The 15,984-nt window shown below is 70.8% G+C and carries 12 protein-coding genes; 4 read left to right on the plus strand and 8 right to left on the minus strand.

All coding sequences use genetic code 11. The features are described from left to right. The first annotated feature begins 73 nt into the window (after positions 1 to 73). Positions 74 to 418, plus strand: coding sequence for a VOC family protein (locus ACRX5S_RS34535; RefSeq protein WP_436777152.1), 345 nt, complete (start codon positions 74 to 76; stop codon positions 416 to 418). 60 nt (positions 419 to 478) lie between these two features. Here ACRX5S_RS34535 and ACRX5S_RS34540 read toward each other — a convergent pair whose 3' ends face one another. From ACRX5S_RS34540 to ACRX5S_RS34555, 4 genes are all read right to left on the minus strand, one after another. Then, positions 479 to 2,878 (minus strand): HAD-IC family P-type ATPase, encoded by a 2,400-nt coding sequence (locus ACRX5S_RS34540; protein WP_436777153.1) that lies wholly within the window; start codon positions 2,876 to 2,878, stop codon positions 479 to 481. 257 nt (positions 2,879 to 3,135) lie between these two features. Further along, positions 3,136 to 4,497: a M16 family metallopeptidase gene (locus ACRX5S_RS34545; RefSeq protein ID WP_436777154.1), complete on the minus strand. Its 1,362-nt coding sequence runs from the start codon at positions 4,495 to 4,497 to the stop codon at positions 3,136 to 3,138. Then, positions 4,497 to 5,852: a M16 family metallopeptidase gene (locus ACRX5S_RS34550; RefSeq protein WP_436777155.1), complete on the minus strand. Its 1,356-nt coding sequence runs from the start codon at positions 5,850 to 5,852 to the stop codon at positions 4,497 to 4,499. The genes ACRX5S_RS34545 and ACRX5S_RS34550 overlap by 1 nt, the downstream gene beginning before the upstream one ends. Before the next feature lie 167 nt (positions 5,853 to 6,019). Then, positions 6,020 to 6,265 carry a DUF2630 family protein gene (locus tag ACRX5S_RS34555; RefSeq protein WP_436777156.1) on the minus strand — a complete coding sequence of 82 codons (246 nt, stop codon included), beginning with the start codon at positions 6,263 to 6,265 and terminating at the stop codon, positions 6,020 to 6,022. Positions 6,266 to 6,466: 201 nt separating this feature from the next. On the opposite strand from ACRX5S_RS34555, the gene ACRX5S_RS34560 reads away from it, so the two are divergent. Continuing rightward, positions 6,467 to 8,932, plus strand: coding sequence for a DNA gyrase/topoisomerase IV subunit A (locus ACRX5S_RS34560; protein ID WP_436777157.1), 2,466 nt, complete (start codon positions 6,467 to 6,469; stop codon positions 8,930 to 8,932). Positions 8,933 to 9,166: 234 nt separating this feature from the next. Here the strand turns inward: ACRX5S_RS34560 and ACRX5S_RS34565 are convergent, their stop codons facing one another. Continuing rightward, positions 9,167 to 9,640: an HD domain-containing protein gene (locus ACRX5S_RS34565; RefSeq protein WP_436777158.1), complete on the minus strand. Its 474-nt coding sequence runs from the start codon at positions 9,638 to 9,640 to the stop codon at positions 9,167 to 9,169. A 173-nt stretch (positions 9,641 to 9,813) separates the two neighbouring features. Here ACRX5S_RS34565 and ACRX5S_RS34570 point away from each other — a divergent pair, with 173 nt between their 5' ends. Further along, entirely contained in the window at positions 9,814 to 10,719 is a 906-nt protein-coding gene (locus ACRX5S_RS34570; protein ID WP_436777159.1) for a sucrase ferredoxin, read from the plus strand. Between the two features lie 60 nt (positions 10,720 to 10,779). On the opposite strand, the gene ACRX5S_RS34575 is transcribed toward ACRX5S_RS34570, so the two are convergent. The 3 genes from ACRX5S_RS34575 to ACRX5S_RS34585 form a co-directional block, all read right to left on the minus strand. Continuing rightward, complete coding sequence (locus ACRX5S_RS34575) at positions 10,780 to 12,402, minus strand: solute symporter family protein (protein WP_436777160.1); 1,623 nt, start codon at positions 12,400 to 12,402, stop codon at positions 10,780 to 10,782. Next, positions 12,399 to 12,812 carry a DUF485 domain-containing protein gene (locus ACRX5S_RS34580; protein ID WP_436777161.1) on the minus strand — a complete coding sequence of 138 codons (414 nt, stop codon included), beginning with the start codon at positions 12,810 to 12,812 and terminating at the stop codon, positions 12,399 to 12,401. Before ACRX5S_RS34580 ends, ACRX5S_RS34575 begins: the two co-directional genes overlap by 4 nt. A gap of 305 nt (positions 12,813 to 13,117) precedes the next feature. After that, positions 13,118 to 15,229: a DNA gyrase/topoisomerase IV subunit B gene (locus tag ACRX5S_RS34585; RefSeq protein WP_436777162.1), complete on the minus strand. Its 2,112-nt coding sequence runs from the start codon at positions 15,227 to 15,229 to the stop codon at positions 13,118 to 13,120. A gap of 435 nt (positions 15,230 to 15,664) precedes the next feature. Between ACRX5S_RS34585 and ACRX5S_RS34590 the strand changes: the two genes are divergently transcribed. Continuing rightward, on the plus strand, positions 15,665 to 15,895 hold the full coding sequence (locus ACRX5S_RS34590) for a DUF7455 domain-containing protein (protein ID WP_436777163.1): 231 nt from the start codon (positions 15,665 to 15,667) through the stop codon (positions 15,893 to 15,895). Positions 15,896 to 15,984 lie beyond the last annotated feature (89 nt).

A 15,984-nucleotide genomic window follows, 5' to 3' on the forward strand; every position in this document is an offset into this window, starting at 1 on the left:
GCCGTGTGCCCCGAAATGCGCCTGCCGCGTTCGGCGGCCAACCATCCGACCGCGTATCCCGCTGGAGGTCGTTATGTCCGCCCAGGGCCTGTCCGCCGCATTCCCCGTCGCCGACATGACCGCCGCCGTCGCGTTCATGAGCGCGGTGCTCGGCACCGAGCCGACCTTCGTCGACGGCGACCGCTGGGCGCAGTTCGATGTGAACGGCAACCGCATCGCGCTGTCCGGCACCGACCGCGAGGGCGAGGGAGCCTCGGTCATGGTCAAGGTCGCGGATCTGGACGCGGCGCTCGCGCCCCTGCGCGCCGCGGGCTTCAAGGTCGGGGAGCCGGTCCAGGGCCCGCACGAGGTCCGCGCCCAGGTCGTCGGCCCCGACGGCTGGGCCGCCGTGCTCTACCAGCCCGCCCCGCGCGCCTGAGCGCACACGACACCGCCCCGGCCCCCGCGCTTCCGCGGGGGCCGGGGCGGTGTCGTCTGCTCAGGCCTCGACAGCAGGCCAGCGCTTGCCGATCCAGCGCCAGACGACCTCGATCAGCGCGGCCGCCACGACGGCGATGCCGACGGCGGTCCACGGCATCTCGGTGCCGACGAGCTTCAGGTCGAAGAACTTCTGGAAGGCCGGCACGCTGATCACCAGCGCGAAGCCCAGGGCCATCGTCACGACGAGTCCGACGCGCCACAGGGTGTACGGGCGGGCGATGATCGCCAGGACCCACAGCGCGACCAGGAACAGCGTGAGGGTCGCGATCGACGTCTCGGCGCTGCGGGTCTCCTCCGAGCCGCCGTAGTAGTCGCGCGCGATGAGGTACGACGTGAAGCACGCCGTACCGGCGATGAACCCGGCCGGTCCCGCCGTTCTCAGCACGCGGTTCACGAAGCCCGGCCGCGCGCGCTCCTTGTTGGGGGCGAGGGCCAGGAAGAACGCCGGCGTCCCGATCGTGAACCAGGCCAGCAGTGTGAGGTGCCGCGGCAGGAACGGGTACGGCACGTTGACGATCACGACCAGGATCGCCAGCAGCACCGCGTACGACGTCTTCGTGAGGAAGAGGTTCGAGACGCGCTCGATGTTGCCGATCACGCGGCGGCCCTCGCCGACGACCGACGGCAGCGACGAGAAGCTGTTGTTGAGCAGCACGATCTGCGCGACGCCGCGCGCCGCCTCGCTGCCGGAGCCCATCGCGACGCCGATGTCGGCGTCCTTGAGCGCCAGTACGTCGTTGACGCCGTCACCGGTCATCGCGACCGTGTGGCCGCGCGACTGGAGCGCGCCGACCATGTCGCGCTTCTGCTGCGGGGTCACGCGGCCGAAGACCGTGTTCTTTTCGAGGATGTCCGCCATCGCGTCGCGGTCCTCGGGCAGCGTGCGCGCGTCGACCGGGTGCTCGGCGCCGGGGATGCCCAGCTTGGCCGCGACGGCGCCCACCGAGACGGCGTTGTCGCCGGAGATGACCTTGGTGGCCACGCCCTGGTCGGCGAAGTACGCGAGGGTGTCGGCCGCGTCGTGGCGCAGCCGCTGCTCCAGCACGACCAGCGCGGCGGGGTGCCCGTGCAGCGGGTTGTACGGCGCGGTCAGGTCCTCGACCGGGGCGTCGGTGCGCACCAGCAGAAGGACGCGCAGCCCGTTCGACCCCAGGTCCTCCGCCTCGGCGAGGATCGGGTCGTCCGCCCGGGCCAGCACCTCGGGCGCGCCCAGCAGCCACGACTGGCGCTCGCCGTCGACGACGAAGGTCGCGCCCGAGTACTTGCGGGCCGAGGAGAACGGGATCGTCGCGTCCTCGGTCCACGCCGCGGGCGCGTCGCACTCCTCGATGATCGCCTGGAGGCTCGCGTTGGGCCGCGGGTCGGTGGTGCCGAGCGCGCCGAGCGCCTCGCGTACCGGCAGTGCCGGGTCCAGGGCGCGGACCTCGGTGACGTTCATGCCGCCCTCGGTCAGCGTGCCGGTCTTGTCCAGGCACACGACGTCGACGCGGGCCAGGCCCTCGATCGCGGGAAGCTCCTGCACGAGGCACTGACGGCGGCCGAGGCGGATGACGCCGACCGCGAACGCGAGCGAGGTCAGCAGCACCAGGCCCTCGGGGACCATCGGCACGACGCCCGCGACCATGCGGCGGATCGCCTCGGGGATGTCGTCGTCGTTGATCCGGTACTGGCTGATGACCAGGGCGATCGCGGCCGGGATCAGGACCCAGGTGACGTACTTCAGGATGGTGCTGATGCCGCCGCGCAGTTCGGACGCGACGAGCGTGAAGCGCGACGCCTCCTCCATGAGCTGGGCGGCGTACGCGTCCTTGCCGACCCGGGTGGCGCGGAACGCGCCGGACCCGGCCACCACGAACGAGCCGGACATCACCGCGTCCCCGGGCTGCTTGAGCACCGGGTCGGCCTCACCGGTCAGCAGCGACTCGTCGATCTCCAGCCCGGCCGCCTCGGTGACGATGCCGTCGACCACCGCCTTGTCGCCGGAGCCCAGCTCGATGATGTCGTCGAGGACGATCTCGTGCGACGAGACGCCGACCGCCACGCCGTCGCGGCGCACCCGCGGCTTGGCCTCGCCGATCACCGCCAGCCGGTCCAGGGTCCGCTTCGCGCGCATCTCCTGGATGATGCCGATGCCCGTGTTGGCGATGATGACGAAGCCGAACAGTCCGTCCTGGATCGGGCCGACCACCAGGATGATGACGAACAGCACGCCGATGATCGCGTTGAAGCGCGTGAAGACGTTGGAGCGGACGATGTCGCCGGTGGACCGGCTGGAGCGTACGGGTACGTCGTTCACCGCACCGCGCGCGACGCGTTCGGCGACGTCGGCGGCGGACAGACCGCGCCTGTCGTCGAGAACGCGGCCGGCCACGTCGTCGGTTGTCGTCTCCTGCGTCATGGACCTCACCGTATGCGGCTGGAAAGGGCGGCGTACAAGCCGGGGTTGACGTTCATGCCCGGGTAGCAGAGCGCCTCCGCCGTACGGGCGACGGCGGATGCGCACCCAAGTCATCCTTGGGGACTACTTTGCCAGGAGTTTGACCGGATCGTTCGAGCGGGCACCCGCTCGACCGCTGTCGACCACCGGTCGATCACCGCGCGACCACTGCCCGACTACTGCCCGACCACGGTTACTGCCGGACTACTGATCGACCACTACTCGACCACGGTCACCGGCCCCAGGCCGAGCGCCTCGACCGGCTCGCGGATCTGCGCCGCGTCGCCGACCAGCACGATCACCAGGTGCTCCGGGTCGAAGCCGGCCACCGCCGCGTCGGAGGCGTCCGCGGTGGCGACCGCGCCGAGCCGCGCGTACAACCCCGGCAGGTAGTCGTCCGGGAGCCGCTGCGCGACGACGTCGGCCAGCGAATCGGCGACCGAGCGGGACGTCTGGTACTTGAGCGGCGCGACCCCGACTAGGTTCTGCACTGCCGCGTCGCGCTCGTCGTCGGTCAGCCCCTCGGCGGCCAGCGTCCTGAGCACCGCCACCATGTCGGCGAGGGCGGGGCCGGTCACGTCGGTCTCCACCGACCCGGTGATCGCCAGCAGCGCGCCGGAGCGCAGCGACTGGTTGAGCGCGCGGATGCCGTACGTGTAGCCCTTCTCCTCACGCAGCACCCGGTCCAGACGGGAGGTCAGCGTGCCGCCCAGGCAGTACGTCCCGATGCTGAGCGACGGCCACACCGCGTCGTGCCGGTCCGGGCCGAGCCGCCCCGCGAGCACCTGAGTCTGCACGCTGCCCGTGCGGTGCACGATCACCACGCGCGCGGCGTCGTCGGCACGTGCGGGAGTGACTTCGGTCGGCGGCGCGTCGCTGCCGGTCCACTTGCCGAGCGTGCGGTCGAGGATGCCGTCGAGGTCGACGCCGTCCAGGTCGCCGACCACGACGACGGTCGCCGTCGCGGGGCGCACATGCGCGGCGAAGAAGTCCGCGACCGCCGCACGGTCGACGCGCGCGACGCTCTCCGCGGTGCCGGCGCGCGGGCGCGAGATGCGGGCGGACGCGTCGAACAGCTCGCCGTACAGCGCGATCGCGGCCCGCCGGGCGGGGCTGGCCAGTTCGTGCACGATCTCGTCGAGGCGCTGCCGCACCAGGCGGTCGACCTCGTCCGCGGGGAACGCGGGGGCGCGCACCGCGTCCGCCATCAGGCCGAGTGCGCGCTCCAGGCGGGACGCCGGGACGTCCAGCGCGACCTGCACGCCCGCGTGGTCCGCACCGGCATCCATGGTGGCACCGCAGCGCTCCAGTTCGGCGGCGAAGGTCTCGGCGTCCATCGTGTCGGTGCCCTCGCTCAGCGCGCGGGCCATGATCGTGGCGACGCCGTCGATGCCCTCGGGCTCCGCGTCGAGCGGTGCGTCGAGCAGCAGCTCGACGGCGACGACGCGCTGTCCGGGGCGGTGCACGTGCAGCACCGACAGGCCGTTGGCAAGGCGCGAGCGCTCGGGGGCCGGGAAGGTCCAGGACTTCTCCGGGCCGGCCCCGGGGCGCGGGTGGAACACCATCGTGGTCTGCGTCATCAGGCGGCCTGCCCCTCGGCGTCGTCGCTGTCGGTGTTGTCGTCGGCGTCGTCGTCGGAGCCGTCGTCGGAGTCCTCGGCGGGCAGCTCGTAGACCAGCACCGCGCGGTTCTCCGGCAGCAGGCGCTCGGCGGCGACCGCGCGTACCTCCTCCGCGCCGATCTCCAGGACCCGGTCCAGCGCCGTGAACGCGAGCGACGCGTCCCCGAACAGCGTGGCGTACCGGCACAGTTCGTCGGCACGGCCGCCGACCGTCGCCATCCGGTCCAGCCAGCCCCGCTCGATCTGCGCCTGCGCGCGCTCCAGTTCGGCCGGGGTCGGGCCCTCGGCGGCGAAGCGGGCCAACTCCTCGTTGACTGCGGTGTCGACCGCCGCGACCTCGGCGTCGCCGGACGCCTTCACGTCCAGCAGCGCGACGGACGGCGCGCCGACCAGGCGCATGATGCCGAAGCCCGCGTACACCGCCAGTTCGTCGCGGCGCACCAGGCGCGTGTTGAGGCGCGAGCTCTCACCCTCACCGAGCACGGTCAGCGCCAGGTCCGCGGCATCGGCCTCGCGGGCGCCGTCGACCGGCAGCCGGTACGCGGCCATCAGCGACCGCGACGGCACGTCCTCGTACACCGTCTCGCGCACCTCGCCGCCGATCACCGGCGGCAGCGAACCGTCGGCCGGGGTCGGCTTGCCGTCGTGCGCGGGAATCGTCCCGAAGTACTTCTCCACCCACGCGACGGTCTGCTCGGGGTCGATGTCACCGACCACCGCGAGCACCGCGTTGTTGGGCGCGTAGTAGGTGCGGAAGAACTCCCGGCAGTCCTCAAGCGTCGTCGCGTCGAGGTCGGCCATCGAGCCGATCGGCATGTGGTGGTACGGGTGCCCGGCCGGGAACGCCATCGCGACCAGGCGCTCCCACGCGGTGCCGTACGGCACGTTGTCGTAGCGCTGGCGTCGCTCGTTCTTCACCACGTCGCGCTGGTTGTCGAGGCTCTCCTGCGTCAGCGCCTCCAGCAGGCCGCCCATGCGGTCCGCCTCCAGCCACAGCGCGAGCTCGACCTGATGGGCCGGCATCGTCTCGAAGTAGTTGGTGCGCTCGAAGCTCGTCGTGCCGTTGAGCGAACCGCCCGCCGACTGCACGAACTCGAAGTGCTGGTTGCCGTGCACGTTGGCCGAGCCCTGGAACATCAGGTGCTCGAACAGGTGGGCCAACCCGGTGCGGCCGGGCTGCTCGTGCCGCGAACCCACGTCGTACCACAGGCACACGGCGGCGACCGGATCGATGTGGTCCTCGGACAACACGACCCGCAGCCCGTTGGCGAGCCGGTGCTCGGTCGCCGTGAACGTCTCGGCCAGACCAGCCATGCCCCATCAGTCCCTTCCGCCGGCGCCTCGCGGCCCCACACCACGAGCGGCCGCGTCGGCGGCCTGAACGCAACCTTACTGACGGAAAGGGCCGGACCCGGGACGCCGAAGCCGGCGTTCGCGGCGGGCGAAGCCGGGAACTTTCGGCGGGGACGTCGTACGGCCGCCTACTGCTGGTACCCCTCCACCTCGCGCGCGGGCCGCACCGCGGCGGCCTCCGGGTCCTCGCGCGCCTCGCGGCGCGCCCGGCGCTGCCGCAGCAGGTCCCAGCACTGGTCGAGTTCGACCTCGATGGCGTGCAGCAGTTGCTGCTCCTCCTCGGCCGTGATCTTCCCCTGCGCCAACTGGTCGCGCAGCGCGTGCTCGGTGTCGACCATCGAGCGGATGCGGTCCAGGATCTGCGGGTCGTCCATGGCAGCCCTCCGTGCCTTCACGTGACTGGGGCGAACACCGGCCCATTCCCCGTTAGCGTGGCCCTCATACCTCACCGGGCGCGAAGAACGCCCGCAAACCCGGACGATCCCCCGCCCGGCGTCGGGTCGCTGCACTCGCATGTCCGACCGGGGGGACACAATGGGGCGCGTCCGCCCCAAGCCTAAGGAGCCCGCCGCAGTATGGCCCGCCGCAGCACGAAGACGCCTGGCCAGGACCAGCCCGACGACTTCGAGGAACGCATCCTCGACATCGACGTCGTCGACGAGATGCAGGGCTCGTTCCTGGAGTACGCGTACTCGGTCATCTACTCGCGCGCTCTGCCCGACGCACGAGACGGACTCAAGCCGGTGCACCGGCGCATCCTCTACCAGGCCAACGAGATGGGCCTGCGCCCCGACCGCGGCTTCGTGAAGTGCGCGCGCGTCGTCGGCGAGGTCATGGGACGCCTGCACCCGCACGGCGACACCGCCATCTACGACGCGCTGGTCCGCATGGCCCAGCCGTTCTCGATGCGCCTCCCCATGGTCGACGGGCACGGCAACTTCGGCTCGCTCGGCAACGACGACCCGCCCGCCGCGATGCGGTACACCGAGTGCCGCCTGTCGCCCGCCGCGATGCTCATGGCGGAGTCGATCGACGAGGACACCGTCGACTTCGGCCCCAACTACGACGGCCAGGAGCGCGAACCGCAGGTCCTGCCCGCGTCGTTCCCGAACCTGCTGGTGAACGGCACCTCGGGCATCGCGGTCGGCATGGCCACCAACATGCCGCCGCACAACCTCACCGAGGTCGTCGCCGCCGCACGCGAGCTGATCCGCCGCCCGCACGCCACGCTCGACGACCTCATGAAGCACATCCCGGGCCCGGACCTGCCCACCGGCGGCCGGGTCGTCGGACTCGGCGGGGTGCGCGACGCGTACGAGTCGGGCCGCGGCACGTTCAAGATCCGCGCGACGGCGACGGTCGAGAACGTCACGCCGCGGCGCAAGGGCATCGTCGTCACCGAACTGCCGTACAACGTCGGCCCGGAGAAGGTGATCGCCAAGGTCAAGGAGCTCGTGCAGTCCAAGAAGCTCCAGGGCATCGCCGACCTGAAGGACCTCACCGACCGCGCCCACGGACTGCGCCTGGTCATCGAGGTCAAGAACGGCTTCAACCCCGAGGCCATCCTCGAACAGCTCTACAAGCTGACGCCGATGGAAGAGACCTTCGGCATCAACAACGTCGCGCTCGTCGACGGGCAGCCGCTCACCCTCGGCCTCAAGGAACTCCTTGAGGTCTATCTCGACCACCGGTTCGAGGTCGTACGCCGCCGCAGCGAGTTCCGCCGCCGCAAGCGCCAGGAGCGCCTGCACCTGGTCGAGGGCCTGCTGGTCGCGCTCATCGACATCGACCGCGTCATCGAGCTGATCCGGGCCAGCGACAACGCCGCGCAGGCCAAGGAACGCCTGATGGAGACGTTCGCGCTCTCCGACATCCAGGCGACCTACATCCTCGACACGCCGCTGCGCCGCCTGACCCGCTTCGACCGCATCGAGCTGGAGGCGGAGCGCGACAAGCTCCAGGCGGAGATCGACGAGCTGACCGAGATCCTCAACTCGGACCAGCGGCTCCGCAAGATCGTCTCGGACGAACTGGCCGCGGTCGGCAAGAAGTACGGCACCCCGCGCCGTACGGTGCTCCTGGAGTCGGCGGGCGCTCCGGCCACCGCCGTCCCGCTGGAGGTGACCGACGATCCCTGCCACGTCCTGCTGTCCTCCACCGGCCTGCTGGCCCGCACGCCCGGCTCCGACCCGCTGCCCACCGAGGGCGCGCGGCACAAGCACGACGTGGTCGTCTCCGGCATCGCCGCGACGGTGCGCGCCGAGATCGGCGTCGTCACCGACACCGGGCGTCTGCTGCGCGTCAACGTCGTCGACCTGCCGGCGCTGCCGCCGAGCAGCGTCGCCCCGAACCTCTCGGGCGGCGCGCCGATCAGCGAGTTCGTCACCCTGGAAGGCGACGAGAAGGTGGTCTGCCTGACCTCGCTCTCGGCGGACTCCCCCGGCCTCGCACTGGGCACCGTGCAGGGTGTCGTCAAGCGCGTCATCCCCGACTACCCGTCCAACAAGGACGAGTTGGAGGTCATCGCGCTCAAGGACGGCGACCGCATCGTCGGCGGCGTCGAACTGCGCACCGGCGACGAGGACCTGGTCTTCATCACCGACGACGCGCAACTGCTGCGCTTCCCGGCCTCGTTGGTCCGCCCCCAGGGCCGCCCCGCGGGCGGCATGGCGGGCATCAAACTCGCCGACGGCCGCGCGGTCATCTCCTTCACCGCGGTCGACCCCGGCGCGGACGCCCTCGTCGTCACCGTCGCCGCCTACAGCGGTGACGCCCTCTTCGGCGCCGAACACGGCACCGCCAAGGTCACCCCGTTCGCCGAATACCCCCGCAAGGGACGCGCCACCGGCGGCGTCCGCTGCCAACGCTTCCTCAAGGGCGAAACCGCCCTCGCCCTCGCCTGGGCGGGCCCCACCCCCCTCCGCGCCGCCAACGCCAACGGGACCCCCGTGGACCTCCCCACCCCCGACCCCCGCCGAGACGGCTCCGGCTCTCCCCTCCCCAAACCGGTCACCGTGGTCGCGGGCCCCCCGGCCCCCTGACAAGCCGCAGCGCGGGTTGGGGCGACCGACAACACGTCGGCCGCCCCACCCGCACGGGCCAGGCCAGTGCCCCACCGAGGAGTTTCCGGCCGATCTGCGCCACGTGTTCGGAAGTCCGGTGATCCGCGAGTTCCGGGGAGCCGTGCAACCGTCCGCGAGTGCGCAGCCGGAGCAAGACCTTGAGCTCACGCGGATCGCCGATGAGGCCCGGCGGGAACCGTCCCGGCAGACGCGTCAGTGGCGGGCGTGTTGGGTGGCGTAGTGGTTCAGGAGGGTTACGGAGCGGGCGTATTTGGCTCGGAGGCGGGTTTGGGTGCTTGGGTTCAGTTGGCCCAGGCGGGCCTCGGAGCAGTTGTCGGCGATGTCGGCGCGTTTGACGACGAGGGCGATGGGGTCGGCGGCGGCGCGGGCCATGCTTGATTCGAGGGGTTCGCCGGGGAGTTTCGAGAGGGCGATGACGGCGGCGACGACCTCGGCGGGGCAGCCGTGGAGGCGCAGGTCGTCGGCGGTGACATCGGTGTCCTCGATGACGTCGTGCAACACGGCGGCCATCTGCTGCCACTCGCCCTCGACCGCGCGCATGACGCGTAGCGGGTGGGTGATGTACGGCTTGCCGCCCTTGTCGAGCTGGCCCTCGTGCGCCCGGCGCGCGATCGCCACCGCGTCGTCGAGGGCGAAGGCCGGTGTCCCGGGCGTCTGTGTGTCCATGCCGGTGCGCTCCCCCGGTCTCGGTTCGTCAACCCCACCGTAGCTCCCCGCGATCATTCCGGGCGGCGCGGAGCGGTTGATCCGGAATGATCCCGAAACGGGCGGTAAACCGGATGAGATGCGCGGTCCGTGGCCACTCCGTCCGGAAAGTTGACCATGTACGGTACACATCCGTGGAGACCTGCTCTGTTCTGTCCAGTACCTACGCCGAGCCGATGGCGGGGACGGCGCCGACCGCGCGCGGCTGGCTGCTGATCGAACACCCCGGTCCCTGGGCGGCGAAGGCCATGACCGGCAGCCGGGGCATCGACCCGGAGGTGGGCGGCGAGGTCGAGCGCCGGGCGTCCGCGGCCGGCTTCCGCGCGTCCCTGATCCGCACGCCGGGGCGCGCCGTCGAGGTGCCCGGGGCGCGGCGTACCGTCTTCCTGGCCTGGACCGAGCCCGGCGGCACCTGGATGCGCCGGCTCACGGTCGACTCCGTCGCGGATCTTCTCGCACTGGACTTCGCCGCGCTCGCGGGTACCGTCGAGCCGGGGATCGGCAGGCCGTCCGACGAGCACCTGGTGCTCGTGTGCACCAACGGCAAGCGCGACCGCTGCTGCGCGACGGCCGGCCGGCCGCTCGCGGAGGCGCTGGCCGGACGCGTGCCCGGCGCGGTGTGGGAGGCCACGCACCTGGGCGGCCACCGGTTCGCCCCCACGGCCGTGGTGCTGCCCGACGGGTACGTGTACGGCCGCCTCGACGCGGACGGCGCCGTCGCCGCCCTCGACGCCGCGCGCACCGGAATGATGCTCGTGGAAGGCTGCCGCGGCCGCTCGACCTGGTCGCGGCCCGCCCAGGCGGCGGAGCTCGCGGTGCGCGAGGACGCGGTCGAGCACGCCGCCGACGTCCTGGCCGTCGCCGAGCCGCGGGAGCACGGCGAGGGCGCGTGGACCGTGCGCGTGGACCACGTGGACGGCCGCACGTGGACCGTCGAGGTGACGGCCCACGCCGAGCAGCCCGAGCGTCCGGAGAGCTGCGGGAAGGGGCTCCTCAACCCGCTCAGCATGCGGCCCCGCTTGGTCATGCCCGCGCACTAGGTCCGGCCGCCGAACCGGTGCGTTCCGGCACACGGAACGCAACACCGCTCCACGCACACCTCAGTACGCCCCGGCGCCGGTCAGCGAACGGACCTCCATCTCCGCGTACTTCGAGTCGTCCTGCTCCTCCTTCGACCGCATCGTGCCGACCCAGCCCGCCAGGAACCCGATCGGGATCGAGACGATGCCCGGGTTGGCCAGCGGGAACCAGTGGAAGTCGACGCCCGTCACGAGCGGATTGGGGCCGCCGGAGACGACCGGCGAGAAAACCACCAGGACCACCGACGAGATGAGTCCGCCGTAGATCGCCCACACCGTGCCGCGGGTGTTGAAGCGGCGCCAGAAGAGCGTGAACAGGATCGTCGGCAGGTTGGCCGAGGCGGCGACCGCGAAGGCGAGGGCGACCAGGAACGCGACGTTCAGCTTCTGCGCGGTCAGGCTCAACGCGATGGCAACTGCGCCGATCACGATCGCGGACAGGCGTGCCGCCGTCAGCTCTTCCTTTTCGCTGGCCCGGCCCTTGTGGATCACCGCGGCGTACAGGTCGTGTGCCGCGGACGCCGACGACGCCAGGGTCAGCCCCGCGACGACCGCGAGGATGGTCGCGAACGCCACCGCCGCGATCACCGCCAGCAGCACGACGCCGCCGATGGAGTCGTCTCCGCCGCCCAACTCCTGGGCGAGCAGCGGCAACGCGGTGTTGCCCGCGGAGTTGGAGGACTTGATGGCGTCGGAGCCGAGGATCGCCGCGGCGCCGAAGCCGAGCACGATCGTCATCAGGTAGAACGCGCCGATCAGGCCGATCGCCCACATGACCGATCGGCGTGCGGCGCGTGCGGTGGGCACGGTGTAGAACCGCACCAGGATGTGCGGCAGCCCCGCGGTCCCCAGCACGAGTGCGAGCGCGAGGCTGATGAAGTCGATGCGGCTGGTCAGCGAAGTGCCGTACTGGAGCCCGGGTTGCAGGAACGCCTCACCGTGGCCGCTGGTCTGGGCGGCGGTGTGCAGCATCTCGTTGACGTTCCCGTCGAAGCGGAGCAGCACGAGCACCGTCAGGGCCACGGCGCCCGCCATGAGCAGCGCGGCCTTGACTATCTGGATCCAGGTCGTGCCCTTCATGCCGCCGAACGTCACGTAGACGATCATCAGGCCGCCGACCGCGATGATCGTGAACGTCTGCGCCGAGCCGTTCGCGTCGCCGAGCAGCAGCGCGACCAGCGAGCCCGCACCGACCATCTGGGCCAGCAGGTAGAAGATCGAGACGACGATCGAGGACGCGCCCGCCGCCGTGCGCACCGGGCGCTGGCTCATGCGGAACGCGAGGACGTCGGCCATCGTGTACCGGCCGCAGTTGCGCACCAGTTCGGCCACCAGCATCAGCACGACCAGCCAGGCGACCAGGAAGCCGATCGAGTACAGGAACCCGTCGTAGCCGACCAGCGAGATGAGTCCGGCGATGCCGAGGAACGACGCCGCCGACATGTAGTCGCCCGCGATGGCCAGGCCGTTCTGCGCGCCGGAGAACTCGCGCCCGCCCGCGTAGAAGTCGTTGGCCGTGCGGCTGTGGCGGCTCGCCCAGATCGTGATGCCGAGGGTGATGGCCACGAACCCGAGGAACAGGCCGATCGTGAGCGTGCGGTGGCCGTCCCCGGCCGCGGAGGCCAGGTCGTTCGCGGCGATCACCGGAAGCGCTCCTGGGTGTCCCAGCGCAGATTCAACGCGGCGCGGTCGCGCTTGCGCACGGCGTTGCGCGCGTACAGCCACGTGAACAGGAACGTGGACGCGAACTGGGCGAGCCCGAACGCGAGTGCGACGTTGAACTCGCCGACCAGACTGTGCGCCATGAGGTCGCGGGCCATCGTGGAGGCGAGGACGTACGCCAGGTACCAGGCCAGGAACAGCGCCGACATGGGGAAGACGAAGTCGCGGTAGCGGCGGCGGATCTCCTGGAACTCGGGGCTCGCCTGCACCTGAAGGTAGATGTCCTCCCGCGAGTCGGGGGTTCGTGCGTGGCGCCCCGTGCGTGCGACCGGGACGGGGCCCCGGTCCTGTGCCCGCCCGTACTCGGGGTCGCGGTACGAACTGGTGGTCACGAAAAGTCTCCTCGTCCGGTGGCCACCCCCGCCGGGTCGTGCGCGTCGCACACTCGGGAGTCGTCGGGGAGGGCCGGACTTCAGGATGGACAGTCGGCGCTCGACCCGAGCGCGGCCCGCACCCGATTCACACGATCGGATGAAATGCGTGGCGAGATTTGCCGGTTCCCGTGCAGAGCGCGCCAAAGGGCCCGGAACCGCTCGGTTCCGGGCCCTGTTTCGGACGTCCGATTCTGATCGTTTCGCCGACCGCTTGCCACCGCGTCGCGCGGACCTGCCGCCCTTCGGCGACCGGCCCGGAACGCTCAGGTGTCGATGCGCGAACGGTCGAGCAGCGCCGCCGAGTTGGTGATGAACTCCTTGCGCGGCGCCACCTCGTTGCCCATCAGCAGGTCGAAGACGCGCTCGGCGGCTTCGAGGTCGGCGAGGTTGATGCGGCGCAGCGTGCGGCGGCGGGGGTCCATCGTGGTCTCCGCGAGCTGGTCGGCGTCCATCTCGCCGAGGCCCTTGTACCGCTGCACGGGCTCCTTGAAGCGCACGCCCTTGCGCTGGAACTCCAGCAGGGTCTGCTTCATCTCGTTGTCGGAGTACGTGTAGTGGTACTTCTCCTGGCCCTTCCTGGGGTTGGAGAGCTCGATGCGGTGCAGCGGCGGGACCGCGGCGAACACGCGGCCCGCCTCGATCATCGGACGCATGTACCGCTGGAAGAGGGTGAGCAGCAGCGTGCGGATGTGCGAGCCGTCGACGTCGGCGTCCGCCATGAAGATGATCTTGCCGTAGCGGGCCTGGTCGATGTCGAAGGTACGGCCCGAACCGGCCCCTATGACCTGGATGATCGCCGCGCACTCGGTGTTCTTGAGCATGTCCGAGACGGACGCCTTCTGGACGTTCAGGATCTTGCCGCGGATCGGCAGCAGCGCCTGGTACTCCGAGTCGCGCGCGAGCTTCGCGGTGCCCAGCGCCGAGTCGCCCTCGACGATGAACAGCTCGCTGCGGTCCACGTCGTCGCTGCGGCAGTCGGCCAGCTTGGCCGGCAGCGCGGACGTCTCCAGCGCGGTCTTGCGGCGCTGCGCGTCCTTGTGCTGGCGCGCGGCGATGCGCGTGCGCGCCGCCGAGACGACCTTCTCCAGCACCGCGCGTGCCTGGGCCTTGTGCGTCCGGTTGCTCGTGGTCAGGAACGCCTTGAGCTCCCGCGAGACCACGTTGCCCACGATGCGCGCCGCCGCCGAGGTGCCCAGGACCTCCTTGGTCTGGCCCTCGAACTGCGGCTCGGCCAGCCGGACCGTGACGACCGCGGTGAGGCCCTCCAGCGCGTCGTCCTTGGTGATGTCGTCCTCGGACACCCGCAGCAGCTTCGCGCCGCGCAGCGCGTCGTTCACGGTCTTGCGCATGGCCTGCTCGAACCCGGCGACGTGCGTGCCGCCCTTGGGCGTCGCGATGATGTTGACGAACGACCGGACCGCCGTGTCGTAGCCGGTGCCCCAGCGCAGCGCCACGTCGACGCCCAGCTCGCGCTGCACCTCGGTGGGCACCATGTGGCCCTGGTCGTCCAGGACCGGCACGGTCTCCTTGAAGGTGCCGTCGCCGCTTATGCGGATAACGTCGCAAATCGGCCGGTCCGGCGCCAGGAATTCACAGAACTCGCTGATGCCGCCGGAGTAGTGGAACGTCTGCTCGTCGACCGCGTCGGAATTTCGCTCATCGCGAACAACGAGGGTCAGTCCGGGCACCAGAAATGCGGTCTGCCGCGCGCGATTGTGCAGCAGTTCGACGTCCAGCCGGGCTTCCTTGAGGAAGATCTGCCGGTCGGCCCAGTAGCGGACGCGGGTGCCGGTACGCGCACGCGGCGCCTTCCCGACCTTGCGCAGGCCGCTCCCGGCGGCGAACTTCGCGTCGGGTCCGTCACCGGTGAACTGGCCCGGCGTACCGCGCCGGAAGCTCACGCCGTACGTCGTCCCACTGCGGTCGACCTCGACGTCGAGGCGGGCCGACAGAGCGTTGACGACGGATGCGCCGACGCCGTGGAGGCCGCCGGAGGCGGCGTACGAACCGCCGCCGAACTTGCCGCCGGCGTGCAGCTTGGTCATCACGACCTCGACGCCGGACATGCCCGTCTTGGGCTCGACGTCGACCGGGATGCCGCGCCCACTGTCGCGCACCTCGACCGATCCGTCGTTGTGAAGCACCACGTCAATGCGGGTGCCGTAGCCGGCGAGCGCCTCGTCGACCGAGTTGTCGATGATCTCCCACAGGCAATGCATGAGGCCGCGGCTGTCGGTCGAGCCGATGTACATGCCGGGCCGCTTGCGCACCGCGTCCAGTCCTTCGAGGACCAGCAGGTGGCGTGCCGTGTAGTTGGAGTGGTCGGGCTCGCCCGCCAGCAGCGCGGTCGACTGCGCAGTCGTCTGGGCGGTCACGCGGTGCAACTCCCCTGAGTCGTTGGGTGCGTCGGGTGTTCCGGTGCAGTTGTCGGCGGCACCGGGGTGCGACCGGGGGTCCAACTGCGGCCTTCGGGCCTGTCCCCCGGGTGATCACCTGCGCGGCGCCGGAGCACAGGCTACCGGGGCGCGGTGACCGCTCGGCGGCGGCTCGCCGCTAGAGCCTACCTGATGGTCGAACATTCATTCGATAGCGCGATCGAGTGATGGCATGAACCACCGCGCGTCGGGGCACGTCCTTATGCACAGAGACAGACGACACAGACATCCGGGAAGGACGCTCGTACGAACTAAGGGAAAATGGGGTGTGCCCAACCGGGGTCGAACATGACACGATCACCCCCGGGAACGTTCGAGGCTGGTTTGATGTTGTGAACATCGAACGCAGTCCTCGTCGAGTAGAGAAGAGGCGACGTGAATTCGGTTCTGACTCCCGCCAGTCCGTTGACGGCCGCCGACCGTTGTGACCGGTGCGGCGCACAGGCATACCTCCGGGTGGTTCTGGCCAGCGGTGGAGAGCTCCTGTTCTGTGCTCACCACGCACGCAAGTTCGAGCCCGAGCTGCGCAAGGTCGCCGTCGAAATACAGGATGAGACCGACCGCTTGACGGCGACTCCGGCCACCGCGGCCGAAGACGAGCGCTGACCTGAGACAACACCCCTTCGACAACCCGACGAGACCCAATACGTGCGTCCCCTGAGGATCGCAGCGGTGGCGGCCACCCAAGGTGGCCG

It is taken from the genome of Yinghuangia sp. YIM S09857, assembly GCF_051388915.1.
In the GTDB taxonomy this organism is placed as follows: Bacteria; Actinomycetota; Actinomycetes; order Streptomycetales; family Streptomycetaceae; genus Yinghuangia.